The sequence below is a fragment of the Ruminococcus sp. N15.MGS-57 genome (genome assembly GCF_000980385.1).
Classification (GTDB): Bacteria; Bacillota; Clostridia; order Oscillospirales; family Ruminococcaceae; genus Hominimerdicola; species Hominimerdicola aceti.
Genome location: NZ_LARF01000008.1, coordinates 44,860 through 71,213 on the forward strand (window position 1 = coordinate 44,860; position 26,354 = coordinate 71,213).

General features: G+C 44.6%; 28 protein-coding genes. 26 read left to right on the plus strand and 2 right to left on the minus strand.

All coding sequences use genetic code 11. From position 1 onward, the window contains the following. Window positions 1–72: 72 nt before the first annotated feature. The 26 genes from WS40_RS02780 to WS40_RS02905 all read left to right on the plus strand — a co-directional run bounded on the left by WS40_RS02780 (window position 73) and on the right by WS40_RS02905 (window position 24,690). Window positions 73–1,404, plus strand: a complete 1,332-nt coding sequence (locus tag WS40_RS02780) for a glucose-6-phosphate isomerase (RefSeq protein WP_041337158.1) — start codon at window positions 73–75, stop codon at window positions 1,402–1,404. Between the two features lie 96 nt (window positions 1,405–1,500). Further along, window positions 1,501–1,905, plus strand: a complete 405-nt coding sequence (locus tag WS40_RS02785; RefSeq protein ID WP_022287400.1) for a hypothetical protein — start codon at window positions 1,501–1,503, stop codon at window positions 1,903–1,905. Window positions 1,906–2,022: 117 nt separating this feature from the next. After that, the gene (locus WS40_RS02790) at window positions 2,023–2,466 is read left to right on the plus strand and encodes a YceD family protein (protein ID WP_046439992.1); all 444 of its coding nucleotides are present in this window, start codon (window positions 2,023–2,025) and stop codon (window positions 2,464–2,466) included. 52 nt (window positions 2,467–2,518) lie between these two features. Then, window positions 2,519–2,701 (plus strand): 50S ribosomal protein L32, encoded by a 183-nt coding sequence (gene rpmF / locus WS40_RS02795; RefSeq protein WP_022287398.1) that lies wholly within the window; start codon window positions 2,519–2,521, stop codon window positions 2,699–2,701. 223 nt (window positions 2,702–2,924) lie between these two features. Then, the gene (der, locus tag WS40_RS02800) at window positions 2,925–4,256 is read left to right on the plus strand and encodes a ribosome biogenesis GTPase Der (protein ID WP_046439994.1); all 1,332 of its coding nucleotides are present in this window, start codon (window positions 2,925–2,927) and stop codon (window positions 4,254–4,256) included. An 18-nt stretch (window positions 4,257–4,274) separates the two neighbouring features. Next, entirely contained in the window at window positions 4,275–4,934 is a 660-nt protein-coding gene (plsY, locus tag WS40_RS02805; protein ID WP_117923025.1) for a glycerol-3-phosphate 1-O-acyltransferase PlsY, read from the plus strand. A 13-nt stretch (window positions 4,935–4,947) separates the two neighbouring features. Then, complete coding sequence (locus WS40_RS02810) at window positions 4,948–5,952, plus strand: NAD(P)H-dependent glycerol-3-phosphate dehydrogenase (protein WP_046439996.1); 1,005 nt, start codon at window positions 4,948–4,950, stop codon at window positions 5,950–5,952. Between the two features lie 29 nt (window positions 5,953–5,981). Next, complete coding sequence (locus tag WS40_RS02815; RefSeq protein ID WP_041337162.1) at window positions 5,982–6,377, plus strand: secondary thiamine-phosphate synthase enzyme YjbQ; 396 nt, start codon at window positions 5,982–5,984, stop codon at window positions 6,375–6,377. 123 nt (window positions 6,378–6,500) lie between these two features. Next, window positions 6,501–7,205: a UMP kinase gene (pyrH, locus tag WS40_RS02820; protein ID WP_022287393.1), complete on the plus strand. Its 705-nt coding sequence runs from the start codon at window positions 6,501–6,503 to the stop codon at window positions 7,203–7,205. Between the two features lie 29 nt (window positions 7,206–7,234). Then, window positions 7,235–7,789: a ribosome recycling factor gene (gene frr, locus WS40_RS02825; RefSeq protein ID WP_046439999.1), complete on the plus strand. Its 555-nt coding sequence runs from the start codon at window positions 7,235–7,237 to the stop codon at window positions 7,787–7,789. A 3-nt stretch (window positions 7,790–7,792) separates the two neighbouring features. Next, window positions 7,793–8,524, plus strand: a complete 732-nt coding sequence (locus tag WS40_RS02830) for an isoprenyl transferase (RefSeq protein ID WP_138338704.1) — start codon at window positions 7,793–7,795, stop codon at window positions 8,522–8,524. A gap of 3 nt (window positions 8,525–8,527) precedes the next feature. Then, window positions 8,528–9,358, plus strand: coding sequence for a phosphatidate cytidylyltransferase (locus WS40_RS02835; RefSeq protein ID WP_046440001.1), 831 nt, complete (start codon window positions 8,528–8,530; stop codon window positions 9,356–9,358). Between the two features lie 124 nt (window positions 9,359–9,482). Further along, window positions 9,483–10,637 (plus strand): 1-deoxy-D-xylulose-5-phosphate reductoisomerase, encoded by a 1,155-nt coding sequence (locus WS40_RS02840; protein WP_046440003.1) that lies wholly within the window; start codon window positions 9,483–9,485, stop codon window positions 10,635–10,637. A 53-nt stretch (window positions 10,638–10,690) separates the two neighbouring features. After that, on the plus strand, window positions 10,691–11,731 hold the full coding sequence (locus tag WS40_RS02845; RefSeq protein WP_046440005.1) for a M50 family metallopeptidase: 1,041 nt from the start codon (window positions 10,691–10,693) through the stop codon (window positions 11,729–11,731). 14 nt (window positions 11,732–11,745) lie between these two features. Then, a complete protein-coding gene (gene ispG, locus WS40_RS02850; RefSeq protein WP_022287387.1) occupies window positions 11,746–12,798 on the plus strand; it encodes a flavodoxin-dependent (E)-4-hydroxy-3-methylbut-2-enyl-diphosphate synthase in 1,053 nt (350 codons plus the stop codon). A 15-nt stretch (window positions 12,799–12,813) separates the two neighbouring features. Beyond that, window positions 12,814–17,292 carry a PolC-type DNA polymerase III gene (locus WS40_RS02855; RefSeq protein WP_046440007.1) on the plus strand — a complete coding sequence of 1,493 codons (4,479 nt, stop codon included), beginning with the start codon at window positions 12,814–12,816 and terminating at the stop codon, window positions 17,290–17,292. A gap of 262 nt (window positions 17,293–17,554) precedes the next feature. Beyond that, window positions 17,555–18,754, plus strand: a complete 1,200-nt coding sequence (gene hisZ / locus WS40_RS02860; RefSeq protein ID WP_046440009.1) for an ATP phosphoribosyltransferase regulatory subunit — start codon at window positions 17,555–17,557, stop codon at window positions 18,752–18,754. Between the two features lie 19 nt (window positions 18,755–18,773). Continuing rightward, the gene (hisG, locus tag WS40_RS02865) at window positions 18,774–19,409 is read left to right on the plus strand and encodes an ATP phosphoribosyltransferase (RefSeq protein WP_022287384.1); all 636 of its coding nucleotides are present in this window, start codon (window positions 18,774–18,776) and stop codon (window positions 19,407–19,409) included. Window positions 19,410–19,438: 29 nt separating this feature from the next. Next, a complete protein-coding gene (gene hisD, locus WS40_RS02870; protein WP_046440011.1) occupies window positions 19,439–20,728 on the plus strand; it encodes a histidinol dehydrogenase in 1,290 nt (429 codons plus the stop codon). 18 nt (window positions 20,729–20,746) lie between these two features. Continuing rightward, window positions 20,747–21,325, plus strand: a complete 579-nt coding sequence (gene hisB, locus WS40_RS02875; RefSeq protein ID WP_022287382.1) for an imidazoleglycerol-phosphate dehydratase HisB — start codon at window positions 20,747–20,749, stop codon at window positions 21,323–21,325. After that, window positions 21,326–21,940: an imidazole glycerol phosphate synthase subunit HisH gene (gene hisH / locus WS40_RS02880; RefSeq protein ID WP_041337171.1), complete on the plus strand. Its 615-nt coding sequence runs from the start codon at window positions 21,326–21,328 to the stop codon at window positions 21,938–21,940. Between the two features lies 1 nt (window position 21,941). Beyond that, window positions 21,942–22,697 carry an imidazole glycerol phosphate synthase subunit HisF gene (gene hisF, locus WS40_RS02885; protein WP_046440014.1) on the plus strand — a complete coding sequence of 252 codons (756 nt, stop codon included), beginning with the start codon at window positions 21,942–21,944 and terminating at the stop codon, window positions 22,695–22,697. Window positions 22,698–22,702: 5 nt separating this feature from the next. After that, the gene (locus tag WS40_RS02890) at window positions 22,703–23,080 is read left to right on the plus strand and encodes an SdpI family protein (protein ID WP_046440016.1); all 378 of its coding nucleotides are present in this window, start codon (window positions 22,703–22,705) and stop codon (window positions 23,078–23,080) included. Next, complete coding sequence (gene hisI / locus WS40_RS02895; RefSeq protein ID WP_046440018.1) at window positions 23,080–23,433, plus strand: phosphoribosyl-AMP cyclohydrolase; 354 nt, start codon at window positions 23,080–23,082, stop codon at window positions 23,431–23,433. Before WS40_RS02890 ends, hisI begins: the two co-directional genes overlap by 1 nt. A 1-nt stretch (window position 23,434) precedes the next feature. Then, a complete protein-coding gene (gene hisE, locus WS40_RS02900; RefSeq protein ID WP_022287377.1) occupies window positions 23,435–23,773 on the plus strand; it encodes a phosphoribosyl-ATP diphosphatase in 339 nt (112 codons plus the stop codon). A gap of 152 nt (window positions 23,774–23,925) precedes the next feature. Continuing rightward, window positions 23,926–24,690, plus strand: coding sequence for a hypothetical protein (locus tag WS40_RS02905; RefSeq protein WP_046440020.1), 765 nt, complete (start codon window positions 23,926–23,928; stop codon window positions 24,688–24,690). 109 nt (window positions 24,691–24,799) lie between these two features. Here WS40_RS02905 and WS40_RS02910 read toward each other — a convergent pair whose 3' ends face one another. Together WS40_RS02910 and WS40_RS02915 are read right to left on the minus strand one after the other, a co-directional pair. Further along, window positions 24,800–25,744 (minus strand): DDE-type integrase/transposase/recombinase, encoded by a 945-nt coding sequence (locus WS40_RS02910; RefSeq protein WP_046440046.1) that lies wholly within the window; start codon window positions 25,742–25,744, stop codon window positions 24,800–24,802. Between the two features lie 189 nt (window positions 25,745–25,933). Further along, window positions 25,934–26,137, minus strand: coding sequence for a hypothetical protein (locus WS40_RS02915; RefSeq protein ID WP_046440022.1), 204 nt, complete (start codon window positions 26,135–26,137; stop codon window positions 25,934–25,936). Between the last annotated feature and the right edge of the window lie 217 nt (window positions 26,138–26,354).

Consider the following 26,354-nt stretch of genomic DNA (forward strand, 5'->3'; position numbering starts at 1 on the left):
TCTAGTATTAACGGAGAAACGTGTTTTATGGTATCACGCTCTCCGACAGGTAAGGAAAGGAAATGAAGGATAATGTCATTAAAGCTTAACACAAAGTATCTTGAGGGTTTTGTAAGTGAACATGAGTATGAGGGCATGGCTGCTCAGGTAACTGCCGCTCATAACACTCTGGTGAACAGAAACGGTCTGGGAAATGATTTTCTCGGCTGGGTAACACTCCCTGAGGATTATGATAAGGAAGAATTTGCAAGGATCAAGGCTGCTGCCGCAAGGATCAAGGAAAAGTGCGATGTTCTCATCGTTATCGGTATCGGCGGATCTTATCTTGGTGCAAGAGCTGCTATCGAGCTGCTCAAGTCGCCATTCTACAACAATCTTAAGAAGGATACTCCTGACATCTATTTTGTCGGAAACAATATCAGCTCGGCTTACCTCAATGAGGTGCTTTCAATTTGCGAGGGCAGAGATATCTGCGTAAACGTAATTTCAAAGTCGGGCACGACAACTGAGCCTGCACTTGCTTTCAGAATTTTCAAGAAGCTTCTTGAAGATAAGTATGGCAAGGAAGAGGCTAAGACAAGAATTTTCGCCACAACTGACAAGGCTAAGGGTACTCTTAAGCAGCTTTCTGACGAAGAGGGCTATGAGACATTCGTTGTTCCTGATGACGTTGGCGGAAGATTTTCAGTTCTCACAGCAGTTGGCCTTCTCCCTATCGCAGCAGCAGGCTGTGATATCGACAAGCTCATGGCTGGCGCAAGAGAGGGTATGAAGAAGTATTCTGCTGATGATAACAACGATTGCTATAAGTATGCAGCACTTAGAAACATTCTCTACAGAAAAGGCAAGAGCGTTGAGATGCTCGTTTCATATGACCCTTCATTCACAATGATGGGCGAGTGGTTCAAGCAGTTGTTCGGCGAGAGCGAGGGCAAGGACGATAAGGGTATATTCCCATCTGCCGCTACTTTCTCTACAGACCTGCACTCACTTGGTCAGTTCATTCAGGACGGCTCAAAACTTATGTTTGAGACAGTTATGCACATCAAGACACCAAAGAGCGACCTGTTCTTGGAGCCTGACAAGGATAATCTTGACGGACTTAACTTCCTCACAAATCAGAATATGTCAGTTGTAAATGAAAAGGCATATCAGGGTACTATCCTTGCTCACACTGAGGGCGGCGTTCCTAATATCGTTATAGATGTTGATAAGCTCGATGAGGAAAACCTTGGCGAGATGATCTACTTCTTTGAGAAGGCTTGTGCTATCTCAGGTTATATGCTTGGTGTAAACCCATTCAATCAGCCGGGCGTTGAGAGCTACAAGAAGAATATGTTCGCTCTTCTCGGCAAGCCGGGTTATGAGTCACAGAAGGCTGAACTCGAGGCTAAGCTGGGCTAATATCCTAAAGGCAGAACAAAAGGAAATTTTGAGCGTTTCCCCTTCGGGGGTCTGCTCTTAAAATAAATGCTTTAATAAGCGGAACGGAGAGTTTATATGATTAATTTGATTCCAGGTAAAAAGGGCACAGGCAAGACTAAGATACTTGTTGATTCTATCAAGAAGGCTGCTGAAAATGCTACAGGCAACGTTGTTTGCATCGAAAGAGGTATGCAGCTTACCTATGACCTTCCTCATAATGTAAGATTGGCTGACGCTGAAGAATACGGTATCAACAGCTTTGACAGCTTCTATGGCTTTGTTGCAGGTCTGATGGCTGGCAACTATGACATTCAGGAAGTTTTCGTTGACGGTATCCTGAAGATCGGCGGCAGAGATTATGACGCTCTTGGCAATATGCTTGAAAAGGTAGCAGTTCTCACAAAGGACGTAAACGTTACTTTCACAGTATCTGCTGACGTTGACGAGCTGCCTGCAAAGGTAAAGGCTTTCATCAAGTAAGGCTTTGCGCTTCGTTTATTGGTATTTTGATAGCAAAAACGAAAAAATTGAAAAAAAAGTATTGACAAATCACGTTTCTCAGGTTATAATGGAATTTGTGATGTTTGAGGTGCAAGTATGAATGTACAGTTGAAGGAACTTTTCGATATAATCGGAGAGCGAAAAACGATCGATTATTCCATAACAGTAGACAAGCTGTCGGAGTATGGCGGATATTCTTTTGCATCGCCCGTTGCGGTAACAGGTGAGATAGAGAACAGGGCAGGGGTGGTAACGCTCAGGTTCAAGACTGTTTTTACTATGGATCACACCTGTGACAGATGTCTAAAGGAGTTCAGCAGGGAGTATGTTTATGACTTTGAACACACTCTGGTGAGAAGTGTTCAAAGCGACAGGGACGATTATGTGGTCTGCGAGAACAATACTCTTGATCTGGACGAATTAGCTATTTCAGATTTGTTGTTACAGCTGCCTACAAAAATTCTTTGCAGGGATGACTGCAAGGGTTTGTGTTACGTTTGCGGACAGGATTTGAATGAGGGCAAATGTAACTGCTCTTGACGGGAAATAGCTGAACAGACTATAATGATTTTACTGACGAGGAGGTGCCAGAATGGCAGTACCAAAGAGAAAAGTATCCAAGGCTAGACGTGACAAGAGACGTTCAGCAGTTTGGAAGCTTGACGCACCTGCACTTTGTAAATGTTCTAACTGCGGTGAGCTTACTTCACCACACAAGGTTTGCAAGAATTGCGGTTATTATAAGGGCGTAGAGGTTATCAAGAAGGAAGCATAATTTTTGATAAGCACATAGAGCAGAATGGCTTAGGCCGTTCTGCTCTTTTTTGTTGTAGCAGTGAAAAAGGCGGGCAAACGCTGTTTGCTTCTACATATTTGTAGTAAAAAAATCTATGGAATGTGGGTGCTGTATTTCTCGTATGGTTGACAAAACGTGAGAAATTGTGTTATACTATATGATGTATCAATGTGCAAATTTATATGAAATGAGGTCGATATATATGTCATTGCCGATCGTTGCAATAGTGGGCAGACCTAATGTTGGTAAGTCTACTCTTTTTAATAAGCTTATCGGTCAAAGACTTTCTATAGTTGAAGATACTCCTGGCGTCACAAGAGATAGGATATATGCAAAGTGCGAATGGCTCGGACACGAGTTCATGCTGGTTGACACGGGCGGAATCGAACCTGAGTCTGATGATATTATCCTTGCTCAGATGCGCAGACAGGCGGAGCTTGCTATACTGAAAGCTGATGTCACCATTCTTGTGACAGACCTTAAATGCGGAGTTACTGCTACTGATTATGAGGTGGCACAGATGCTTTTGAAATCGGGCAAGCCTATCGTGCTTTGCGTGAACAAGGTGGATAATGTGGGCGAACCGCCTATGGAGCTGTATGAGTTCTATAATCTCGGTTTGGGTGAACCGTTCCCTGTTTCTTCTGTTCATGGTCACGGAACGGGCGATCTCCTTGACGAGGTGCTGAAATATCTTCCGGAGGAAAATGAAGAGGACGATGATGATGATTCGATAAAGGTCGCTGTTATCGGCAAGCCTAACGTTGGAAAGTCCTCTATAATAAACAAGATATGCGGTGAGGAACGTGTTATCGTGTCAAATATTGCAGGCACTACCCGTGACGCTACTGACTCGGTTGTGGAAAATGAAAAGGGCAAGTTCGTTTTCATAGATACGGCTGGTATCAGACGTAAGTCAAAGGTGCTGGAGACTATTGAGAAATACTCTGTGTTGAGGGCTTATATGGCTGTTGACAGAGCCGATGTTGCGGTTATCGTTATTGACGCAACTGTGGGATTTACTGAGCAGGATTCAAAGGTGGCAGGCTATGCTCACGAAAAGGGCAAGGCTTGCGTTGTTGCGGTGAACAAGTGGGACGCTGTTGAAAAGGACACTAACACCATGAACGAGTTCCAGAAAAAGCTTCAGGACGATTTCAGCTTCATGAGCTATGTGCCTTTTGTGTTCATCTCTGCAAAAACAGGTCTGAGAATGGACAAGCTTTTTGATACTATCAAGTTCGTTGCAGAGCAGAACTCTATTAGAATACCGACAGGAAGACTTAACGATGTTCTTGCATATGCTACCCAGAGGGTACAGCCACCGTCTGACAAGGGCAGAAGGCTGAAGATATACTACATGACGCAGGTTTCTACCAAACCGCCTACATTCGTGTTTTTTGTAAACAGAGCCGATCTGTATCATTTTTCCTATCAGCGTTATATTGAAAACCAGATAAGAGAGACCTTCGGACTTGAAGGCACGCCTATCGTTTTCAAGATAAGAGAGCGTGACAAGGACGACGTTAAATAAAATTCTGGAGGTTATTTTGTGGACATATTTTTAAGTCTGGCATTCACTATAATTTTTTCCTATCTTTTCGGAAGTCTTAATTCTGCCATAATCGTGTGCAGAGTTTTAAAGCATAAGGATATCCGTGATTACGGAAGCAACAACGCAGGTTTGACCAATGTTCTGAGAGTATTCGGAAAAGGGCCTGCGGTGGCAACGCTGTTGTGCGATCTTGCAAAGGGCGTGCTTGCGGTAGTTATCTGCCGACTTGTAGTGACAAACGGTTTCGGCGTGACATTTTTTCATGACGATAAATTTATCGGATATCTTGCGGGCTTTTTTGTAATGCTTGGACATATTTTCCCGGTATTCTATGGTTTTCACGGCGGAAAGGGCGTTCTTATTGCGGCAACGACCCTTATCGCTATCGACCCACTGACCTGTGCTTTCTCGGTGGCTGTTTTTGCTATCGTGCTTGCGGCAACAAAATACGTGTCTGTAGGTTCTATATGCGCCGCTATCGCATATCCTGTTTTTACGCCTATCGTTCAGCTTTTTATCATCAAGGGCGACGGCGTTCTTGCAAATACTCTTATGGCAACGGCTATCGGTCTGCTTATCATTTATATGCACAGACCTAATATCAAACGCCTTATGAACGGCACCGAAAACAAATTCGGAAGCAAGAAAAAGGCGTAAGGGAGGTTTTATTATGGCAGATATTACTATACTCGGTTCAGGCGGATTTGGTCTTGCACTGGCAATAATGTGTGACAATGCAGGGCATAAAGTAACAGTATGGTCAAAGTTTCAGGACGAGATAGATGCTATCAAGAGAACAGGCGAGCTTAAAGCAAAGCTCCCTGGCGTTCAGGTGAACAAGACTATCGAGCTTACAACGGATATAAGCTGTGTTAAGGATAAAGACATGGTGATACTGGGCATACCTTCACCTTTCCTCAGAGAGGTCTGCGAAAGCGTTGTGCCTTATCTTGAAAGCAGAACGATAGTTGTGAACACGGCAAAGGGTCTTGAGGGCGGAAGCCTTAAAACTATGTGTTGTGTGGCGAGAGAGTGCTTTCCGAACAATCATGTTGCGGTGCTTACTGGTCCGTCACACGCAGAGGAAGTGGCAAGAAAAGTTCCCACTACTGTTGTTACTGCTTCTGACGACAGGGAGGTTTCATATTATATACAGAACACTCTTTCTAACGATACGTTCAGAGTGTATGTTAATGATGACGTTATGGGCTGCGAGATAGGCGGCTCGCTGAAAAACGTCATCGCTTTGGCGGCAGGTGTTTGCGATGGTCTTGGACTTGGTGACAACACAAAGGCTGCACTTATGACAAGGGGTATCAGAGAGATATCACGTCTTGGAGTTGCAATGGGCGCAAAGCTTGAAACCTTTGGCGGACTTAGCGGCATAGGCGACCTTATCGTTACCTGCTGTTCAATGCACAGCAGAAACCGCCGTGCGGGTATTCTCATAGGCAAGGGAGTTACCCCTGAGGAGGCTGTAAGACAGGTCGGCACTGTTGAGGGCTATGTTTGCACCAAAAACGCATGGGAGCTTTCAAAGAGAATGGGAATTGAAATGCCTATCACAGAACAGCTTGCAAAGGTGCTTTTTGAGGGTGAGCCTGCGGCTAACGCTATCAAAAATCTTATGGGCAGACCAAACAGAAATGAAACTGAGTCAACTTTTCTGAGTTAGGAAAGCGACCGTTGAAAGGACGGATACATATGCTTAAAAGATACACTATCAAGACAGAACGCAGAGGGCTTTACAACATCACGAGCTATGTAAGGCAGGCTGTCACAGAATCAGGAGTGCAAAGCGGCATTGCAGTGGTATTCTGTCCACACACCACGGCGGCGATAACCATAAATGAGAATGCCGACCCCGACGTAAAAACTGATCTTCTTTACGCTTTGGAGGAAACATTTCCGAACAGACCGCAGTTCCGTCACGCTGAAGGAAACTCTGACGCTCATATGAAGTCAAGCTGTGTTGGTGCGTCGGAAACTGTTATCATCGACGATAACGAACTTCTTCTCGGCACTTGGCAGGGTATCTATTTCGCTGAGTTTGACGGACCGAGAACAAGAAACTTTTTTGTGAAGATAATAAAGGGCTGATTTTGGTGAGTGTGTGGAAAATCATACACTTTTGGTGTTTTTCCTCTTTACAATCTGCTGAAAATATTGTATAATTAATATGGATAATTCCAACGAAATATGTGTTAAGGAGTGCTTTGAAATATGGAACCTAAATATAAGAGAATATTGCTCAAATTAAGCGGCGAGGCTCTTGCAGGCGATAAGAAAATAGGTCTTGACTATGACGTTATCACCTCATTCGGCAAGAGCATAAAAAAATGTGTTGACGCCGGCGTTGAGGTAGGTATCGTTGTAGGCGGCGGCAATTTCTGGAGAGGCAGATCGAGCGGTGCAATGGACAGAACAAGAGCCGACCATATCGGTATGCTGGCAACTGCTATGAATGCACTTGCTGTTGCAGACGGCCTTGAGAACTGCGGTCTTGAAGTGAGAGTACAGACGGCTATATCCATGCCGCAGGTGGCTGAACCTTACATCAGAAACAAGGCTATGCGTCACTTTGAAAAGGGCAGAGTAGTTATCTTCGGCTGCGGCACTGGTAACCCATTCTTCTCAACTGATACGGCTGCTGCACTGAGAGCGGCTGAGATAGAGGCTGACATATTCTTTAAGGCTACCATGGTAGACGGTGTTTATGACAAGGATCCTCACAAGTATCCAGACGCTGTTAAGTATGACACACTTACATTTGCTGATATCCTTGCAAAGGGTCTGCAGGTAATGGACTCGACCGCTGCGGCAATGTGTAAGGACAACAATATCCCGATACTCGTTTTCGATCTAGCAAGACCTGACAATATCTATGACGCTTGCATGGGCGAAAATATAGGCACTCTCGTAAAATAATAAAGAAATCAAGAAAGGATCGTTTGAATATGAAACAGATCAAGGAAAATGCTAAGACAAAAATGGAGAAATCCATAAACGTTATGCTTTCGGACTTTGCAGGCATCAGAGCAGGCAGAGCTAATCCGTCCGTACTCAACAAAGTCCAGGTAGAATATTATGGCGCAATGACACCTGTCACACAGATGGCGGCAGTTTCTGTTGCTGAGGCAAGAGTGCTTGTTATACAGCCATGGGATAAGTCAACTCTCAAGCCTATCGAAAAGGCTATTCAGGCTTCTGATATCGGCATCAATCCACAGAATGACGGCACTGTTATAAGACTTACTTTCCCACAGCTCACTGAGGACAGACGTAAGGAGCTTGTTAAGGATATCAAGAAAATGGGCGAGGAGTGCAAGGTCGCTATCCGTTCTATCAGACGTGACGCTATGGAAAAGTTCAAGGCAATGAAGAAGAACAACGAGATCACAGAGGACGATCTTAAGGACTGCGAGGACGAGATCCAGAAGCTTACTGACAGGTTCGTTAAGGAAGTTGACGGTCACGTTGCCGAAAAGGAAAAAGAGATACTCTCTATCTAAGCCATGGCGAAGAATGAGAAGATAAACCTTGGAGAGAACGTGTCTGTGCCTGTTCATGTGGGTGTTATCATGGACGGCAACGGCAGATGGGCGAAAAAGAGGGGTATGCCCCGAAAGTTCGGACACAGAGAGGGCGCAAAGACCTTTCGTGCCATAACAAGACACGCCAAGGCGCTTGGAATACAGTATATAACTTACTATGCGTTTTCTACCGAGAACTGGAAAAGACCTAAGGACGAGGTAGACGCAATTATGGATCTTTTTGAAAAGTATCTTGACGAGGTCAGGGACTTTATCGAGGAGAATATCAGGGTGCGCTTTATAGGCGACAGAACAAGACTCAGCGAAAATCTGCAAAGGAAAATGGCTTCCGTTGAGGAGGACTCAAAGGACTTTGACTCTATGACCCTTGTGCTTGCTATCAACTACGGCGGCAGGGACGAGATTTGCCATGCGGCTAAGACATTGGCTCAGCAGGTGAAAGAAGGCAAGCTGGAGCCTGAGGATATCACAATGGATATGATAGAGAGAAATCTCTACACTGAGGAGATACCTCCTGTTGACCTTGTTATAAGACCTAGCGGAGAGCAAAGATTGTCAAACTTCATGATATGGCAGGCGGCTTACGCGGAGTTTTATTACACAAATATCCTATGGCCTGACTTCAAAGGCAGCGACCTTGACAAGGCTGTTATCGCATACAGCGAAAGAAACAGAAGATTTGGAGGGGTGTAAAAAATGTCTACCCGTATTAAATCTGCGGCAGTTGCCATTGTTATCGCAGTGATACTGCTTATCGCACACGGAACGTTCCTGTTCAACATTGCGGTGGGCGCAATTTCTGCACTTGCAATATATGAGATATTCAGGGCGACAAAAATGACAGAGCATAAGTATCAGACCATTGCCTGCTGTGCGTTTGCCTTTGTGGACGCTTTCATGCCTGTGTTCTACAGACATGGCTGGCTGTACTTTTTCAGCTACAAGCTTTACATGGGGCTTTTCGTTATAGCAATGTGTCTGCTTTATCTTAAAGAGCATACAAAATTCCAGTATACAGAGTTTTTCTTCATGCTGGGCGTGGGCATACTTCTGCCGTATTCATTCTCAACTTTGGTCACAATGGCAGGCTTGGGCGGCAAGGGCGTGTTTATGATAGTTCTTACTCTTGCAGCGGCTTGGCTGGCTGACAGCGGTGCTTATTTTGCAGGAACTTTCTTCGGCAAAACAAAGCTTTGCCCTGAGATAAGCCCTAAGAAAACTGTGGAGGGTCTTATAGGCGGTGTTATCTCAAATGGTATCCTTATGCTTGTAATAAGCTTGTTCTATCAGTTCGTACTTAAAGGCGAGCCTATCCACTATCTAGGTGTTCTAATCGCAGGTATGCTTGCGGCTCTTATCGGACTTGTGGGCGACCTTACAGCTTCGGTGATAAAAAGACAAACAGGTATAAAGGACTATGGCAACATAATGCCGGGTCACGGTGGAATAATGGATCGCTTTGACAGCGTTCTGCTCGTTGCACCTTTTATGTACTATATGTTCACACAGGGGCTTATACTTAAATAGAAAATTATGACTTTTAGGGGCAGGCTTAGGCTTACCCCTTTTAAGCGTTATTAAGGCAACACCGCTTGCAAACCATCTTTATGCGAAATTGCCTGAATTTATTTTATATGATGAGGGACAATAAATGAAAACAATGACCATACTCGGTTCAACGGGTTCTATAGGCACGCAGGCATTAGAAGTGGCTGCAAAGCATAATATTAAAGTAAAGGCGCTTGCGGCAAATTCTGACGTTGAAAAGCTTGCGGCTCAGGCTAAGAAGCTTTTGCCTGAGCATGTGTGCATCTACCGTGAGGACAAAAAGGCAGAGCTCGAAAAGCTTCTCAGTGGCACTGGCATAAAAATATCCACAGGCATGGAGGGACTTAAAGAGATAGCAAGAATGGACGGGGTCGATATCATGCTCAACTCAGTCGTTGGCATGGTGGGTCTTGTGCCAACCCTTACGGCTATCGAAAAAGGCACTGACATTGCCCTTGCAAATAAGGAAACACTTGTGGCAGGCGGTGAGCTTGTTATAAAGGCGGCTGCTGAAAAGGGAGTGAAGATATATCCTGTGGACAGCGAACATTCGGCTATCTTTCAGTGCCTGCAGGGAAACGAGGGCAATAAGCTCAAAGGGATAATCCTTACTGCTTCGGGCGGACCATTCTTCGGCAAAACAAAGTTTGACCTAGAGGGCGTGACAGTTGAGCAGGCTCTTAATCACCCTAATTGGTCAATGGGCAGAAAGATAACCATTGACTCTGCTACGCTTATGAACAAGGGTCTTGAATTTATCGAAGCAATGTGGCTTTTCAAGCTCAGACCTGAGCAAATAGAGATAGTTGTCCATAGACAGAGTGTTGTACATTCAGCGGTGGAGTATGAGGATAATTCTGTTATCGCACAGCTTGGCGTGCCTGATATGAAAATACCAATACAGTATGCTCTGCTTTATCCTGAGAGAGTGGAAAGCGATGTGAAAAAGCTGTCCCTTACAGACTATGGAAAGCTCACTTTCGAGAAGCCTGACTATGATACGTTCGATTGTCTTAGGGCTTGTATAAAGGCTGTCACTATTGGTGGAAATCTTCCTGCGGCAGTGAATGGAGCGAATGAGGAAGCCGTTGCGGCTTTTCTTGACGGCAGGATAGATTTTCTTGACATTGGCAGGATAGTAATGAGCGTTTGCGACAGCACCCCACGAAAAGAGATAAAATGTGTGGAAGATGTGCTGGAAGCTGACAGACTGGCTAGGGAAGAGGCTCGCAGACTGGCTTTGGCAATGAAAAATTAAGAGATAGTTTGCGGTGCTGAACCTATTGTCTTTTTGTGTTTGAAAGGAAAGAAATGAGTATATTATTTGCAATATTGATTTTTGAAGCTATCATAATAATACACGAGCTTGGTCACTTTATTGCGGCGAAAGCCAGCGGAGTAAAGGTCAACGAGTTCGCTATAGGAATGGGTCCTGCCATTATCAAAAAGAAAAAGGGCGATACCCTTTACGCTTGGCGTGTGTTTCCCATAGGTGGCTATTGTGCCATGGAGGGCGAGGATAACGGAAGCGAGGACGGCGGTGCGTTTTGTAATAAAAGCCTACCAAAAAGAATGCTTATCGTGGTGGCAGGCGTTATAATGAATCTTGTGCTTGGATATATTATCCTTTGTATCAGCACCGCAAAGTCTGACGGCATCGCAACCACCACTATATCGTGGTTTGAGGATAACGCTATGTCCCAATCGACCGGCTTGCAGGTGGGTGACGAGATAATCGAGGTCAACGGCATGAGGATTTTCACTACTATGGATATGTCCTATCAGTTTGGAAACGATGAGGACGGCAAGTTCGATATGGTGGTGAAGCGTGATGGAAAAAAGGTGGAGTTTAAAGATGTCACCTTTGCAACGGACGATAATACCATGCACATTGATTTCAAGGTCGCACCAAAAGCTGTGACCGTTGGCTCTGTGATAACTCAGTCTTTCAAGCAGGGCTGTACTGACGGCAGACTTATCTATATCTCCTTTGCCGACCTTATAAGAGGAAAGTATTCCATAAAAGACCTCAGCGGTCCTGTTGGTATCGTTGATACTATCGACAATGTTATCGACAGCGAAAGGGACAGCCAGTCAGGTAAAATAGATTGGTCGTCACTTATTGACACAATGTTGTCGCTGGGTGCGTTCATGACCATAAATATCGGCATTTTCAATCTCTTGCCATTGCCTGCACTTGACGGCGGAAGACTTTTGTTTCTTATTATCGAAGCGGTACGCCGTAAGCCTGTCAAGCCTGAGCATGAGGGAATGGTACACGCTATCGGTATGGCGGCTCTGTTGCTTCTTATGGTAGTGGTGACAGTGAGCGATATCATCAAGCTTGTTTAAAGGAGGAACTGTTTATGTCAGGTGAAAATAAGAGAAACGTAAGACCTGTCAAGGTGGGAGGACTTGTCCTTGACGGCAAAAAGATATATATTCAATCCATGCTCAATGTGCCATCTACGGACATAGAAGGCTCTGTTAAGCAGGCTGTGGAGCTTGAAAAGGCTGGCTGTGAAATAGTAAGAGCGGCTATACCAAACATGGAAGCAGTTAAGCTTATCCCTGCTATCAAAGAGAAGATCTCTATCCCTCTTGTGGCGGATATCCACTTTGACTATCGCCTTGCCATTGCGGCGGCGGAAGCTGGTATCGACAAGATAAGGATTAACCCCGGAAATATCGGCTCTATGGATAGGGTAAAAGCGGTGGTTAAAGCCTGTCGTGAAAGAAATATCCCTATCAGGATAGGTGTGAATGGCGGCTCTCTGGAAAAGGAGTTGCTTGCGAAATACGGTTCGCCAACTGCGGAGGCTCTTGTGGAAAGCGCAATGGGTCATGTGAGAATTTTGGAGCAGTGCGACTTTGAGGATATCGTTATTTCTATAAAGTCATCAGACGTGCCGACTATGATAAAGGCATACAGACTGTGTGCACAGACCTGTAATTATCCTCTGCACCTTGGAGTAACTGAGGCTGGCACCGAGAGAATGGGTCTTATAAAATCATCTATCGGTATAGGTTCGCTTCTGTGCGACGGCATAGGCGAAACTATAAGAGTTTCACTTACCGACGAGCCTGTAAAAGAGATATACGCCGCAAAGGATATTTTAAAGGCTATCGGCAAGAGTGGCGGAGTAAGGATAGTTTCCTGCCCTACCTGCGGAAGAACTAGGATAGACCTTATAGGTCTTGCAAAAAAAGTTGAGGAGGCCACCAAGGATATAGACAAGGATATCAAGATAGCCGTTATGGGCTGTGTTGTGAACGGCATAGGCGAGTCGGGCAACGCTGATATCGGCATTGCAGGCGGTGACGGCTGTGCGGTGATATTCAGCCACGGTGAAAAGCTCAGAAAGGTATCAGAGGAGGAGGCTTTGCCTGCGCTTCTGGCGGAAATAGAAAAACTTTAAAAGGATATACCATAAATGAATACATACACCATTGAAAGCTTCTTTGAGAACTATAAGGAGCTTATACCCTCTGTGATAGAAAAGGGCAGGATATTAAGGCTGGGCTATAACGAAGAAAACGGCACTTTTACCTGTCAGGCGGCTTTTGACAAGCTGGTGCCTTTTGACAGCACAGTGGAATTTGAAATGAAAATGAGGGCGGCTCTCGGAGCAGGAAAGTTTATTTTGCAGCTCAAATATACCCCTGATATGCTTTGTGCGGAGTATTTTCCTGAGCTTTGCAAGTTTCTTAAAAGCAGATTTCCTCTTGTGAACGGCTTTTTTGACAACGCTGAGGCTGTTTATGAAAACGGCATTTTCACCGTGGATATAAAACACGGAGGCGAAGCGTTGCTGAAAAAGGCGGGCATAGAAACGGCTTTTCCTGCGCTCACCATGGAGCTTTTTTCCGTAAGGGCGGATATAAGGCTCACAGGTGTGCTTGAAACCGATATGGAAGAGCATCAGCGTGAGCAGGAGGAGTTTTTGAATTCCCTCCCTGTGCCGAAAATAGACCCTGCACAGCCTGAGAAAAAGGCGGCTGTTACCACTAATACTGCAAGCGGTGCTTCTGTGGATTTCCGAACTGCAAATGTGGACTTCACAAGGTTCTCGCTTCTGTGCGATGACGCTCTTGTGCTTATGGGCGCGCCAATATCAGGAAACGAGCAGGTGATGCAGATGAAAGATATCCCTGCGGATTACCGTGGACGTGTGGTGGTCTGGGGCGATATTTTCGGACCTGTGGAAACAAAGGAAACAAAGTCGGGTATGCTTATAGCACACCTGAATTTTACCGACTATACTTCCTCAAACTCTATAAAGTTCATAGGCTCAAACAAGAATTTCAGAAACATGAAAGGCTTGAAAAGGGCAGTGCTTGAGGCAATGCTGGAACACCTTAAGGCAGGCAAGACCATACTTGTGGCAGGTGAGATAGAGGAGGACGATTTCGACCATTCTATAAATATCAAGCCTGACAGCATTATGGTCGTAAAGCGTGAAAAGGAAAAGGATACCTGTGAGCATAAGCGTGTGGAGCTTCATTGCCATACCAATATGTCTATGATGGACGCTCTCACTCCTGCGGGCAAGCTTGTGGAAAGAGCCTATTCATGGGGACACAAAGCACTTGCCATAACAGACCACGGTGTCGTTCAGGGCTATCCTGACGCCGGAAATACCTGTATCGGCATACGCAAGGGTGGCGGTGACTTCAAGGTGCTTTACGGCATAGAGTCATACGAGGTCAATAATGACGAAAAGATATTCCGTGGAACGGACAAGCGTGAGCTTACAGACGAGATAATCTGCTTTGACCTTGAAACTACGGGTACAAATCCTAATGAAGATAGGATCATCGAGATAGGCGCTGTCAAGCTGAGAGATCTTGAAGTTGTGGACAAGCTCGATATTTTCGTGAACCCTGAAAGACCTATCCCTGAGTTTATCTCAAACCTCACCCACATCACTGACGATATGGTAAAGGACGGTGCAAGCGAAAGGGAAGCTCTCCTTAAATTCAAGGAGTTTATCGGCGACGACCCTGTTCTTGTGGCGCACAATTCTCAGTTCGATACGGGCTTTATATCCGCCTGCGCAAAAAGACAGGGCATCGAGATAAAATATTCTTCTATAGACACTGTGCCAATGTCGCAGATAATGCTTCCGGAGCTTGAAAAGCATAAACTCAACTATGTGGCGGAGCATTTCGGACTGGGGGATTTTCAGCACCACCGTGGCTGTGATGACGCAGAGGTGCTTGCAGGGATATTCATAAGTCTGTCGAAAATGCTCATGGAGCAGTATCCTCTGCTTCTTATAACAGTGGATATGATAAACAGCTTGCTTGCAAATGAAAATCAGGTGCTTGCAAAGCCGACTTATCACCAAATTATTATCGTAAGAAATAACACTGGTCTGAAAAATCTGTATAGGCTTATATCAGACTCGAACCTTAAATATTTCAAAAGACGTCCGAGAATACCAAAATCTGAGCTTGTAAGACACCGTGAGGGCCTTATCCTCGGTAGCGCCTGCGAGCGTGGCGAGGTCATTCAGGCTTATCTCGAGGGAAGAAATTATGAGGAGATCAAGCAGATAGCAAGCTTTTATGACTATCTGGAGATCCAGCCTGACGGAAACAACAAATTTATGCTCACCACCGAAAAGCCTCCCTATGACAGGATACACACAGCGGAGGATATAAAGGATATAAACCGCTTTATTGTAAAACTTGGGGAGGACTTGGGCATACCGGTCTGCGCAACAGGCGACGTGCATTTTATGGACAAGACCGACGCACAGTTCAGGTCGGTGATACAGGCTTCAATGGGCTTTCCTGACGCCGATACTCAGCCTCCTTTGTACCTTAAGACCACAAACCAAATGCTTGACGAGCTGAGCTATCTTGGCGAGGAAAAGGCGTTTGAGGTCGTTGTAACGAATACAAACAACGTGGCTGATATGGTAGACCCTGATCTGAAAGCTTTCCCAAACGGTACTTATACGCCTTTTATCGAAGGCTCGGTTTATCAGCTTCAGTATATATGCTGGAAGAAATGCTGTTCCATTTACGGTGACTGCGACCCTGAAACTATAGAAGTTCCTGAGGGCGAGGACGTTGACGTATCAAAATATTTTGAGGGACACATTCCAGACCTTGTTTTCAAAAGACTTAAAAGAGAGCTTGACTCTATTATCAAGCACGGATTTGCAGTGCTTTACATGATATCTCAGAAACTTGTTGCCAACTCTAACGAGAATGGCTATCAGGTAGGTTCAAGAGGCTCGGTAGGCTCGTCCTTCGTTGCCTCCATGTCAGGTATCTCTGAGGTAAATCCTCTTGTGCCACACTATGTCTGTCTTAACTGCCACCACAGCGAGTTCATTACAGACGGCTCGGTAGGCTCAGGCTTTGACCTGCCACCGAAAAACTGTCCTGTGTGCGGAGAGAATATGCACCGTGACGGACACGATATACCATTTGAAACGTTCCTTGGCTTTGACGGCGATAAAGCCCCTGATATCGACCTTAACTTCTCAGGAGACTATCAGGCAAAGGCACATAAATATACGGAAGTTCTTTTTGGTGAGGACCATGTGTTCAAAGCCGGTACTATTGGCATGATCCAGGAAAAGACCGCTTTCGGATATGTTATGAAATATCTTGACGAGCGTGGAAAAACAGTGCCAAAGGCTGAGATAGAAAGACTTAAGCTCGGCTGCTGCGGCATAAAGAGAACGACCTCTCAGCACCCGGGTGGAATGGTCGTTATCCCTAGCGACTATGAGGTCTATGACTTCACACCTGTTCAGCACCCTGCGGAAAAAGTGGACTCTGACATGGTCACTACCCACTTCGACTTCCATTCTCTCCACGATACTATCTTGAAGTTGGACGAACTTGGTCACGATAACCCGACAATGTATAAGTATCTGGAAATGTTCACAGGACGAGATATCCTCGATTGCCCCATGTCTGACCCTGCGGTCTATTCGCTGTTCACTTCCCCTGAGTCACTTGGAGTGACGGAGGAGGATATAATGTGTCAGACGGGAACACTCGGTATACCTGAAATGGGTACGCCGTTCGTAAGACAAATGCTTCTTGACTGTCAGCCGAAAAACTTCTCTGACCTTTTGCAGATATCAGGACTTTCGCACGGCACTGACGTATGGCTCGGCAACGCACAGGAGCTTATCAAAAACGGAACCTGCGATATCTCAAATGTTATCGGTACTCGTGACAGTATCATGACATATCTGCTTTATCATGGCGTTGAGCCAAAGCTGTCATTTAAGATAATGGAGATAACCCGTAAGGGTAAAGCTCCGAAGCTGCTTACAGAGGAAATGAAAGAGAATATGCGTCAGCATGACGTTCCGGAGTGGTATATCGACAGTTGTTTGAAGATAAAATACATGTTCCCGAAAGCCCATGCGGCGGCTTATGTTACGGCAGCTATAAGACTTTGTTGGTTCAAGGTGCATGAGCCGCTTGCGTTCTATGCAACTTATTTTACGGTCAAGGGCGAGGATTTTGATGCAGAGATCGCTCTCAAGGGAAAATATATCGTCAGAAGCAAGATAGAAGAAATAAAGAATAAACCAAAAGACGAGGTGTCTGGCAAGGACAGCGGTGTGCTTGAAATTCTCATGCTTGTGAATGAAATGCTCAGCCGTGGATATGACTTTTTGCCTGTAAACATCAAAAAATCTCACGCAACTATCTATCAGATAGAGGACGGCAAGATAAGGCTTCCGTTCTGTTCACTTAACGGAGTGGGCGAGTCTGCGGCGATAAGCATTTACGAAAAGGCGCAGAACGGCGAGTTTATCTCTATCGAGGAGTTCCAACAGCAGAGCGGAGTGTCCAAATCTGTTATCGAAACTCTGGAGAAAAACGGAGCTTTCGGCGATATGCCTAAATCTAACCAGATATCGTTGTTCTGATAGTTACTATGCACAATTTCATACTTTGCCCTTGTAACACTATTGACAAACAGGGGCGGGTGTGATAAAATTATTTGTGTTGATACTATGCTATTACTTTACTACGATAAAGTAAGCAAAGGCGTTACATAACAACATAGAAAGCGGGACGTCGAGGACGCCGTCCCCTACAATTCACTTAAATGTGTGTTTATGCGGATATTTATTCAAGCGTCAACATAAAAAGTACAATCTATAATTTATATACAGGAAGGGAAAGTGTATGAAAAGATATGATCTTATAACCCCTGAGGGTACGAGAGATCTGCTGTTTGAGGGCTGTCTGGCACGAAGAATGGTGGAGGACAGGCTGTCAAAGCTGTTTGAGGGCTTTGGCTACAGCGAGGTGGTAACACCGGGAATAGAGTTTTACGATCTGTTTATGGGAAGCTCGAGAAACTTCCAGCAGGAGAACCTTTATAAGCTTACAGATTCAAAGGGCAGACTTATCGTTATGCGTCCTGATTCCACGATACCCATAGCAAGACTTGCTTCCACAAGACTAAAGGGAGCAAAGCTTCCCCTTAGACTATACTACAATCAGAGCATTTTTGAAAATAACTCCCTGCTCAAAGGACGTTCAGACGAGGTAGTTCAGGCAGGTATCGAGCTTATTGGCGGAGAAAATTCCAAGAGAGCAGATTACGAGGTGCTATGCACTGCTGTTGAAGCCCTTTCAAGCTTTGATAAGGAGAACTTCAGACTTGAGATAGGTCATATCGGATATTTCAAGGAGCTTGTGGCTCAGCTTGACGTTGACGATGCAGTAAGAGAGGAGATAAGACTTCTTATATCTGCAAAGAACTATCCTGCACTTAACGATATCCTTGACGAAGTGGGCGACAATCAGGTCACAAACGCGCTCAGACAGCTCCCAAGACTTTTCGGCGGTGTTGAGGTGTTCGACAAGGCTGCTGATATTTATACTGACGATAAGATAACAGGTATACTTTATAACCTTAAAGAGGTCTACACCAGACTTTCAAGCCTTGGTTATGAGGGCAAGATATCTGTTGACCTTGGCATCGTGAGTCATGCGGATTACTACACAGGCATTGTGTTCAAGGGCTATCTTTCAGAGGTCGGTCAGTCGGTGCTTAAAGGCGGAAGATATGACAGACTTCTAGCAGAGTTCGGTAACGATTGCCCGGCGGTGGGCTTCGGCATAAGCGTTGACTCTGTTGCAAGACATATCGAAAAGCTAGGCGGAGCACCAAAACTCAGAACTCCTGACGCAGTTGTGTTTGGTGAAAAGGGCTACGTGGTGGAAGCCATGGAATATGCTCAGACGCTTGTAAGAGAGGGTCTGACAGTGGAGAACTCTTTGTTCAATACCATAGACGAAACAAAGGCTTACGCAAAGTCAAAGGGAATAAAGAAGCTTGTGGTCGTTGGCAGCGAGATAACAGAGCTTGATATATAAGTTTGGAGGATAAGTTAAAATGAACAGACCCCTTAGGATAGCTCTTACAAAGGGCAGACTTGAAAAGGATACAGTCGGTCTTTTAGAGAAGATAGGCTATGACTGTACCGCAATAAGAGAAAAGGGAAGAAAGCTTATTCTTCCTGTACCTGACGGAAACCTTGAAGTCGTTCTTGCAAAGGCGAACGACGTTATCACATACGTTGAGCATGGCGTGTGTGATATGGGCGTTGTTGGCAAGGACACTATTATGGAAATGCAGGGCAAGTTCTTTGAGCTTGTTGATATCGGCTTCGGCAGATGTAAATTTGCACTTGCCACAAAGAAAGGCTCAAAGTTCTACGGTGGATTTGATGTCAAGACAGTTGCAACAAAATACCCTAACATCACAAGAAGATTTTTTGAAGCAAAGGGAATGGACGTTGACATCATCAAGATAGAAGGCTCAGTTGAGCTTGCGCCGCTCCTTGAGCTTGCAGACGGTATCGTTGATATCGTTGAAACAGGCACGACACTTAAAGAAAACGGTCTTGAAGTCATCGAGGACGTTTGCCCTATCTCTGCAAGGCTTATCGTAAATATGGTAAGCATGAAAATGCGCCAGCAGGAGATCGAGAATTTTGTAAAGCTTGTTGAAGAAAATATCGACAAGTAGTTTATATAAACGGAAAGGACAGTATTGAAATGGCTGAAATAAAGAAGATTTTTGTCAACGGCAAAGACGAGGTAGAGTTTTTCAAGCAGCTTGAAAAGAGAAGCGGCGAAACCAATAAGAAGGTCACAGCCGTTGTTAATGAAATAATCGAAACTGTCAGAGAGGGCGGCGACAACGCTGTAAAGGCTTATACAGAAAAGTTTGACGGCAAGCTCCCAGAGTATTATGAAGTTCCAAGAGATGTTATAAATGACGCTCTCACTGAAGCCGATCAGGACTTTGTTGACGCAATGCTCAACGCAGTTGCGAACATCACAGATTTTCACCAAAGACAGAAGTCACAGAGCTTTATAAACGCTAAGGATAATGGTTGTATTCTCGGTCAGAAGGTAAGAGGACTTAACAGAGTTGGTCTTTATGTTCCGGGCGGCACAGCAGCTTATCCGTCAAGCGTGCTTATGAATGCAGTTCCTGCAAAGATAGCAGGCGTTAAGGAGATAATCATGGTGACTCCACCGCTCAAAGACGGCACACCAAATAAGGATATTCTTGTGGCAGCAGCTCTCTGCGGAGTTGACAGAGTGTTCATGAGCGGCGGCGCACAGGCTATCGCTGCCCTTGCCTACGGCACAGAGGAGATACCAAAGGTTGATAAGATAGTAGGCCCTGGAAACATCTATGTTGCAACAGCAAAGAAGCTTCTTTATGGTGTTGTTGATATCGACATGGTGGCAGGTCCGAGCGAGATACTTGTTATTGCGGACGAAAAGGCTAACCCTAAGTTCATTGCCGCAGACCTTATGTCACAGGCTGAGCATGACAAGCTTGCTTCCGCTATCCTTGTTACAACAAGCGAGAGCATTGCAGACAGAACTATCGAAGAGATAAACAGACAGGTGCAGACCCTTTCAAGAAAAGAGATAATCGAAAGCTCTCTTGAAAATTACGGTGCTATCCTTATCTGCAATACAAAGGACGAAGCTTGCGACCTTGCAAACAGATTTGCTCCTGAGCATCTTGAAGTGCTTTTCGAGAACCCTATGGAGTATCTTGGCAGACTTGACAACGCAGGTTCAATATTCCTTGGTCAGTATGCTTCAGAGCCGCTTGGCGACTACTATGCAGGTCCTAACCACGTTCTTCCAACAAGCGGCACAGCTAGATTCTTCTCGCCACTCTCAGTAAACAGCTTTGAAAAGCGTTCAAGCTTTACATATTACACAGAGGACGCTCTCAGAGAAGCAAAGGACGATATCGTTCTTATTGCAGAAAAAGAGGGTCTGACGGCTCACGCAAATGCAATAAAGGTAAGATTTTAAGCGGTAAAGGTGATGAAAATGCGTACAGCGGAGATAAAAAGAAAAACTAAGGAAACTGATATAGAGGTGTTCGTGAAGCTTGACGGTGAGGGCAAGGTAAGTGTAAACACAGGCATAGGCTTTTTTGACCATATGCTCACAGCCCTTGGCGTTCACAGCGGAATAGACATGGACGTTGAGTGCACAGGCGACCTTTATGTTGACGGACACCATACAGTTGAGGACGTTGGCATATGCCTTGGCAAAGCATTTGCAGAGGCTCTCGGCGACAAAGCAGGCATTGCAAGATATGGCTCGGCTTTCGTGCCAATGGACGAAGCGCTGGCATTTTGCTCACTGGATATAAGCGGCAGACCTTTCCTTGCGTTCAATGCTGAGTTCCATGACGACAGGATAGGTCAGTATGACACCTGCCTGACAGAAGAATTTTTCAGAGCCTTTGCTTTCAATTCAGGTATAACACTGCATATCCGTGAGGAGTACGGCAAGAACGACCACCATATTGCAGAAGCAATGTACAAAGCAGTGGCTCACGCTTTGAAGGACGCTGTAAAAATAACAGGAACAGGAGTTTTATCCACCAAAGGAGTGCTTTAAATGATAGCAATAATCGACTACGGTGCAGGCAATATATTCTCTGTAAAAAACGCTCTGGACTATCTTGGTTTTGAGAACAAGCTCACAGACAAAAAAGAAGATATCGAAAAAGCCGACGCAATTATACTCCCGGGAGTGGGAGCGTTCCCATGGGCGATGAATATGCTCGGTCTCAGCGGTCTTATCGACACTATCAAGGAGCAGGCTAAAATAAAGCCTTTCCTTGGCATATGCCTTGGAATGCAGTTGCTTTTCGAGAAAAGCTATGAGTTCGAGGAGTGCAAGGGTCTTGGTCTTATCGGCGGCTATGTTGACAAGATAAACGAGCCTGACCTCGTTATCCCGCACATGGGCTGGAACAAGCTTGTGTATAACCACGATTGTCCTCTTTTTGACGGTCTGGGCGACGATGAGTATGTTTATTTCGTACACTCATACAAGGCTTTCTGCGATAATAAAAATCTGTATGCCTACTGCGAATACGGCTCAAAAGTCCCTGCGGTGGTATCGGACGGAAGATATATCTTCGGCTGTCAGTTTCACCCTGAGAAGAGCGGAAAGACCGGTCTTAAAATACTTGAAAACTTTGCGAAAATGTCACAGGAGGTAAAATAATATGCTTGCAAAAAGAATTATACCATGCCTTGATGTGCGTGACGGAAAGGTAGTAAAGGGAGTAAATTTCGAGGGCATAAAAGAAGTCGGAGACCCTGTGGAGTGTGCATATGAATATAATTTGCAGGGTGCAGACGAGATAGTTTTCTATGACATAACAGCCTCCCACGAGGGCAGAGGAGTTATGCTGGACGTTGTTCGTGAAACAGCAAAAAAGGTATTTGTACCGCTCACTGTTGGAGGCGGTATCAAAACTGTTGACGATATAAGAGATACTCTCCGTGCAGGCGCAGACAAGGTGTCTGTGAACTCTCAGGCGGTGCAGAATCCTCAGCTTATAAAGGACGGAGCGGATATTTTCGGCTGTCAGTGCATCTGCGTTGGTGTTGACACAAAGAAGGTCGGCGATAACAAGTGGACGGTCTACATCAACGGCGGCAGAGTGGATATGCGAATGGATCTTATCGAATGGGTTAAAAAGTGCGAACAGCTCGGTGCAGGTGAGATATGCCTGAACTCTATCGACACAGATGGTGTAAGGGGCGGCTTTGACCTGCCTATGCTGAAAGCTGTGTGCAGTGCTGTAAAGATACCTGTTATCGCCAGCGGCGGAGCAGGAAAGCTTTCAGACTTTGCTGACGCTTTCCTTGAAACTGATTGCTCAGCGGCTCTTGCGGCAAGTCTTTTCCATTTCAAAGAGCTGACAGTACAGCAGGTAAAGGACGATTGCAGGAGCAAGGGAATTATCGTGAGGTGAGCATAATGATCGTTTTCAATATCGTATTTACTTTGTTTATACCAGTGCTTATGATATTGTGCGGCTATCTGATGTATAAGCATACACCGAAAGATATCAACTGCTTGGTGGGCTATCGCACTGCTATGTCAATGAAAAGTCAGGAAACGTGGGATTTTGCCCACAATTATTGCGGACGTCTGTGGGTAAAGGTCGGAGCGGTCATGACGATAATTTCGGCATTGGTCTGTGTTCCATATTTCTTTATAAGCAGCGGCAATGCGACTGTGATAATGTGCATAGCTGAAGTGATACAGGTGGTAGTTTTGTGCTGGACGATAGTACCAACAGAACGAGCACTCAAAGATAATTTCGACCAAGACGGCAACAGAAAGGACAAATAATGAACCCAATAAAAGTTGATATAAACGATCTGGACAAATACTTTGTAAAAAGCGAGCTTACCCCTGCTATCGCATTTGATGTGGATACAAAAACGGTGCTCATGCTTGCTTATATGAATAAGGAGAGCCTGAAAAAAACACTTGAAACAGGCTATACATGGTATTGGAGCAGATCAAGAAAGGAATATTGGAACAAGGGTGCGACCAGCGGTCATCTGCAAAAGGTAGTTTCTATCTATGCGGACTGCGATAACGATACCCTGCTTATTAACGTAAAGCAGACAGGTGCAGCCTGCCATACAGGCTCATATAGCTGCTTTTTCAATGAGATATATAATACGGAGGAAGAATAAAATGACAGTTTATCAGGAAATTTTCGAGGTAATAAAACAGCGTAAAGCTGACTATGAGGCAGGCAAGGCGCAGGAGAACAGCTACACAGCTTATCTTTTTGACAAGGGCGTAGACAAGATTTGCAAAAAGGTGGGCGAAGAGGCTACAGAAACAGTTATCGCTGCTAAAAACGGTGACAATGACGAGCTGAAAAACGAAATAAACGACCTTCTCTATCACGTTATGGTGCTTGCGGCAAATCAGGGACTTGAGTGGTCTGACGTGGAAAAGGTCCTTGACGAGAGAAACGAAAAAATAGGCAATCTGAAGAAATTTCATCAGGTAGACAAGAACACCTGATTATATGTATCCAAAGGCTCTGCGTTCATGCGCAGGGCTTTTTTTGCTTTATGAGAGGATTTTCAGAAATTTAAGCACACAAAAGCCTTTTGCCGAATAGAATATAGCGAAGTAAAAAAACTTCCATGATTTGATTTATAGGAGGACTTACTATGAGCGATTTTAACGGCAAACCTTTCAAGGAAGCAATGTGTATCGAGGCAATGCGTGTGTTTGATTCATGCTCGTCACAGGATTGTCTGGAGGATCTTGCGTTTACATTCAGCCAGGCAGACCAGACCGTGATAAACGCTGCGGCGTATATCAAAAGCACTTGTATCGACGTGACAGACGTAAGCTTTGCAATATCTCCGGTGGCATTCAACCACGGCTTTTACGCAGTTGACGTTACTTACACATTCAGGGCGCAGATAGAAGCATATGAAGCGGCAGGCGCAGCTCCAACAGTAGTTTACGGTACCTCATCATTCACAAAAAAAGTTATTCTTTTCGGCAGCGACGGCGGCACACAGAGATTTTCGACCTGCGAAGCCGATCAGATCGTCACCACCTCGCCTACAAGCGGCTGCTCATGCTGTTGCTGCACAGCGGCAATGCCTTGCGCTTCTGTGAGCGTAGCAGCGCCAATGTGTCTTGACGCAAAGCTTGTCGCAGAGCCTGCACCAAGCGAGGAAAAGAACGTTCTTATCACTATCGGACTTTTCGCTATCATTCAGTTGTCAAGACCTGTGCCTATAATGGTGCCTGTATATGATTACTGCGTACCTGGCAAGGAGTGTTCCACAAACAGTGACAGCCCATGCGAGATGTTTGAAAAGATAGCATTCCCGACAGTAGAATTTTTCCCAAGAGGACTTGAAGAACCCCACTGCAAGGAAGAAAATGATACAGAGGGTCAGGGCGAAGCTCAGGGATAATATGTGATCTATGGGGGCGGAGTTTTCTGCCCCTTTTTGTTTTGCAAAGCAATCTGTTTGGCTCTTCGCTCCCAAATGTTGGTTTGTCAATGATGTGTTACACATTTTTTTATTTATTATATTTAAATTCGTATACTTCACCAAAATTAATATAGTCATTATATACACTTTGTGGAGTTTTCCAATCTAAAGAACGAGTTGGAATATTATTATACTGATAGTTCCAACGTTTAAGCTGTCGCTTGAAGTCCTCAAAATCATAGAATTTGTGTGTTGCGTAAAAGTATTCGTTATCCTTGCGGTGAGAGCGTTCAACCTTGCCATTATGACGTGGTGTCATTGGCTTAATAAGCTTATGTATACAGTTATGTTGCTCACACCAAAGATCAAGCAACGAGGGCTTATCCTTATTTGTAGTAAATCGGTTTGTAAACTCTGAGCCGTTGTCGGTCTGTATGCACTCTATTTTGAATTTCCAAGCGTTTTGCAAGGCATTAACAAATTGATATGTACTATATGTGCTTTGCTCTTTGAACGCCATTAGAAAGCGTTTACGGCTGTACTCGTCTATTGCGGTGTACTGATAATATTTTTCAATACCGATAATGCAAGAAGTCGGAACAACTTTAACATCAATTTGAACACGCTGACCGCAATAAAACATTGTTTCGTATTTCTTTGGCTTTATCTTCGGATTTGGTAGCTTTACAGTAATAGCGTTAAGCTTTCTGAGCTGTCTGTAAAGGCTTGTGATAGAACGATTGTAGCCTGCTTGTACAAGCTTAACATAGAGCATTACAAGCCCTGTGTGCTTGTTTCTGCGGTGATAACTCTTAATGAGTTTTATTTCACTTTCTGTATGAGCAGTAGGAAAAGAGTTAGGGCGGTGAGAACGATTAAGCAGGCTCTTTGTAGTGCCGTTATAGCGGTTTTTCCAACGATAGACATATTGTCTATTTGTATTGTACTTGATAGCGGTTTTTGTAACTCCGTACTTAAGAGCATATTTCACAAGGCTTTCACGATACTTTGCAAGCTGATTCGAAGTTTTCATTTTCAATCGTCCTTTCGTCATAACCATAGGTAAAGAGGGGGAATCTTGAACGGCGTTCCCCTCTTGCGAATCATTGAAATCATTGAAATGTTGAAAACCTGTAAGCTGTTGTTTCCAACATTCCAACAATTCCAACAATCCGCAATTCACCCCCAGCCGTTCGCATGATAGATTTCACATAGATAATATCTATAAAATCGGTGTAAGAGGTAAACTTTCATAGTCAAACATTTCAAAAGATGCAGTTTCATCATCAAAATCTCCAACAGCAATATATTCACCATTTTCACCAGTAATATGATGTTCATCACAATATCTTCTGCACTCTCCAATAGTTTCGCCGAAGAATATTTCATTACCATACTCATCAACAACTAATGCAACTTCTCTCATTTTTATTTACCTCGTTTCTCTATTTGTTTTATCAATGCCATTATAACACGTATATACGTATATTACAATAGGCAAATTACACGAATATACGTATAATAATTTGTGTAAAATATACGTATTGACGTATTTGCGAAAATGTGATATACTAAAGCAAAGGAGTGATTTTAATGTCAAAAGTAAAATTTACAACAACGATTGACCAAGACATTCTTGAAAA

Bases quoted from the DNA above. Each gene is read 5' to 3' on its own strand.
- WS40_RS02810 (WP_046439996.1), top strand. From the start codon at position 4,948: ATGGCAGATATTACTATACTCGGTTCAGGCGGATTTGGTCTTGCACTG.
- WS40_RS02910 (WP_046440046.1), bottom strand. From the start codon at position 25,744: ATGAAAACTTCGAATCAGCTTGCAAAGTATCGTGAAAGCCTTGTGAAA.
- hisB (WP_022287382.1), top strand. From the start codon at position 20,747: ATGCGTACAGCGGAGATAAAAAGAAAAACTAAGGAAACTGATATAGAG.
- WS40_RS02890 (WP_046440016.1), top strand. From the start codon at position 22,703: ATGATCGTTTTCAATATCGTATTTACTTTGTTTATACCAGTGCTTATG.
- hisG (WP_022287384.1), top strand. From the start codon at position 18,774: ATGAACAGACCCCTTAGGATAGCTCTTACAAAGGGCAGACTTGAAAAG.
- hisI (WP_046440018.1), top strand. From the start codon at position 23,080: ATGAACCCAATAAAAGTTGATATAAACGATCTGGACAAATACTTTGTA.
- WS40_RS02915 (WP_046440022.1), bottom strand. From the start codon at position 26,137: ATGAGAGAAGTTGCATTAGTTGTTGATGAGTATGGTAATGAAATATTC.
- WS40_RS02845 (WP_046440005.1), top strand. From the start codon at position 10,691: ATGAGTATATTATTTGCAATATTGATTTTTGAAGCTATCATAATAATA.
- hisE (WP_022287377.1), top strand. From the start codon at position 23,435: ATGACAGTTTATCAGGAAATTTTCGAGGTAATAAAACAGCGTAAAGCT.
- WS40_RS02815 (WP_041337162.1), top strand. From the start codon at position 5,982: ATGCTTAAAAGATACACTATCAAGACAGAACGCAGAGGGCTTTACAAC.
- hisD (WP_046440011.1), top strand. From the start codon at position 19,439: ATGGCTGAAATAAAGAAGATTTTTGTCAACGGCAAAGACGAGGTAGAG.
- der (WP_046439994.1), top strand. From the start codon at position 2,925: ATGTCATTGCCGATCGTTGCAATAGTGGGCAGACCTAATGTTGGTAAG.
- WS40_RS02830 (WP_138338704.1), top strand. From the start codon at position 7,793: ATGGCGAAGAATGAGAAGATAAACCTTGGAGAGAACGTGTCTGTGCCT.
- WS40_RS02840 (WP_046440003.1), top strand. From the start codon at position 9,483: ATGAAAACAATGACCATACTCGGTTCAACGGGTTCTATAGGCACGCAG.
- hisZ (WP_046440009.1), top strand. From the start codon at position 17,555: ATGAAAAGATATGATCTTATAACCCCTGAGGGTACGAGAGATCTGCTG.
- WS40_RS02855 (WP_046440007.1), top strand. From the start codon at position 12,814: ATGAATACATACACCATTGAAAGCTTCTTTGAGAACTATAAGGAGCTT.
- pyrH (WP_022287393.1), top strand. From the start codon at position 6,501: ATGGAACCTAAATATAAGAGAATATTGCTCAAATTAAGCGGCGAGGCT.
- hisF (WP_046440014.1), top strand. From the start codon at position 21,942: ATGCTTGCAAAAAGAATTATACCATGCCTTGATGTGCGTGACGGAAAG.
- WS40_RS02835 (WP_046440001.1), top strand. From the start codon at position 8,528: ATGTCTACCCGTATTAAATCTGCGGCAGTTGCCATTGTTATCGCAGTG.
- WS40_RS02780 (WP_041337158.1), top strand. From the start codon at position 73: ATGTCATTAAAGCTTAACACAAAGTATCTTGAGGGTTTTGTAAGTGAA.
- WS40_RS02785 (WP_022287400.1), top strand. From the start codon at position 1,501: ATGATTAATTTGATTCCAGGTAAAAAGGGCACAGGCAAGACTAAGATA.
- WS40_RS02905 (WP_046440020.1), top strand. From the start codon at position 23,926: ATGAGCGATTTTAACGGCAAACCTTTCAAGGAAGCAATGTGTATCGAG.
- hisH (WP_041337171.1), top strand. From the start codon at position 21,326: ATGATAGCAATAATCGACTACGGTGCAGGCAATATATTCTCTGTAAAA.
- WS40_RS02790 (WP_046439992.1), top strand. From the start codon at position 2,023: ATGAATGTACAGTTGAAGGAACTTTTCGATATAATCGGAGAGCGAAAA.
- ispG (WP_022287387.1), top strand. From the start codon at position 11,746: ATGTCAGGTGAAAATAAGAGAAACGTAAGACCTGTCAAGGTGGGAGGA.
- rpmF (WP_022287398.1), top strand. From the start codon at position 2,519: ATGGCAGTACCAAAGAGAAAAGTATCCAAGGCTAGACGTGACAAGAGA.
- frr (WP_046439999.1), top strand. From the start codon at position 7,235: ATGAAACAGATCAAGGAAAATGCTAAGACAAAAATGGAGAAATCCATA.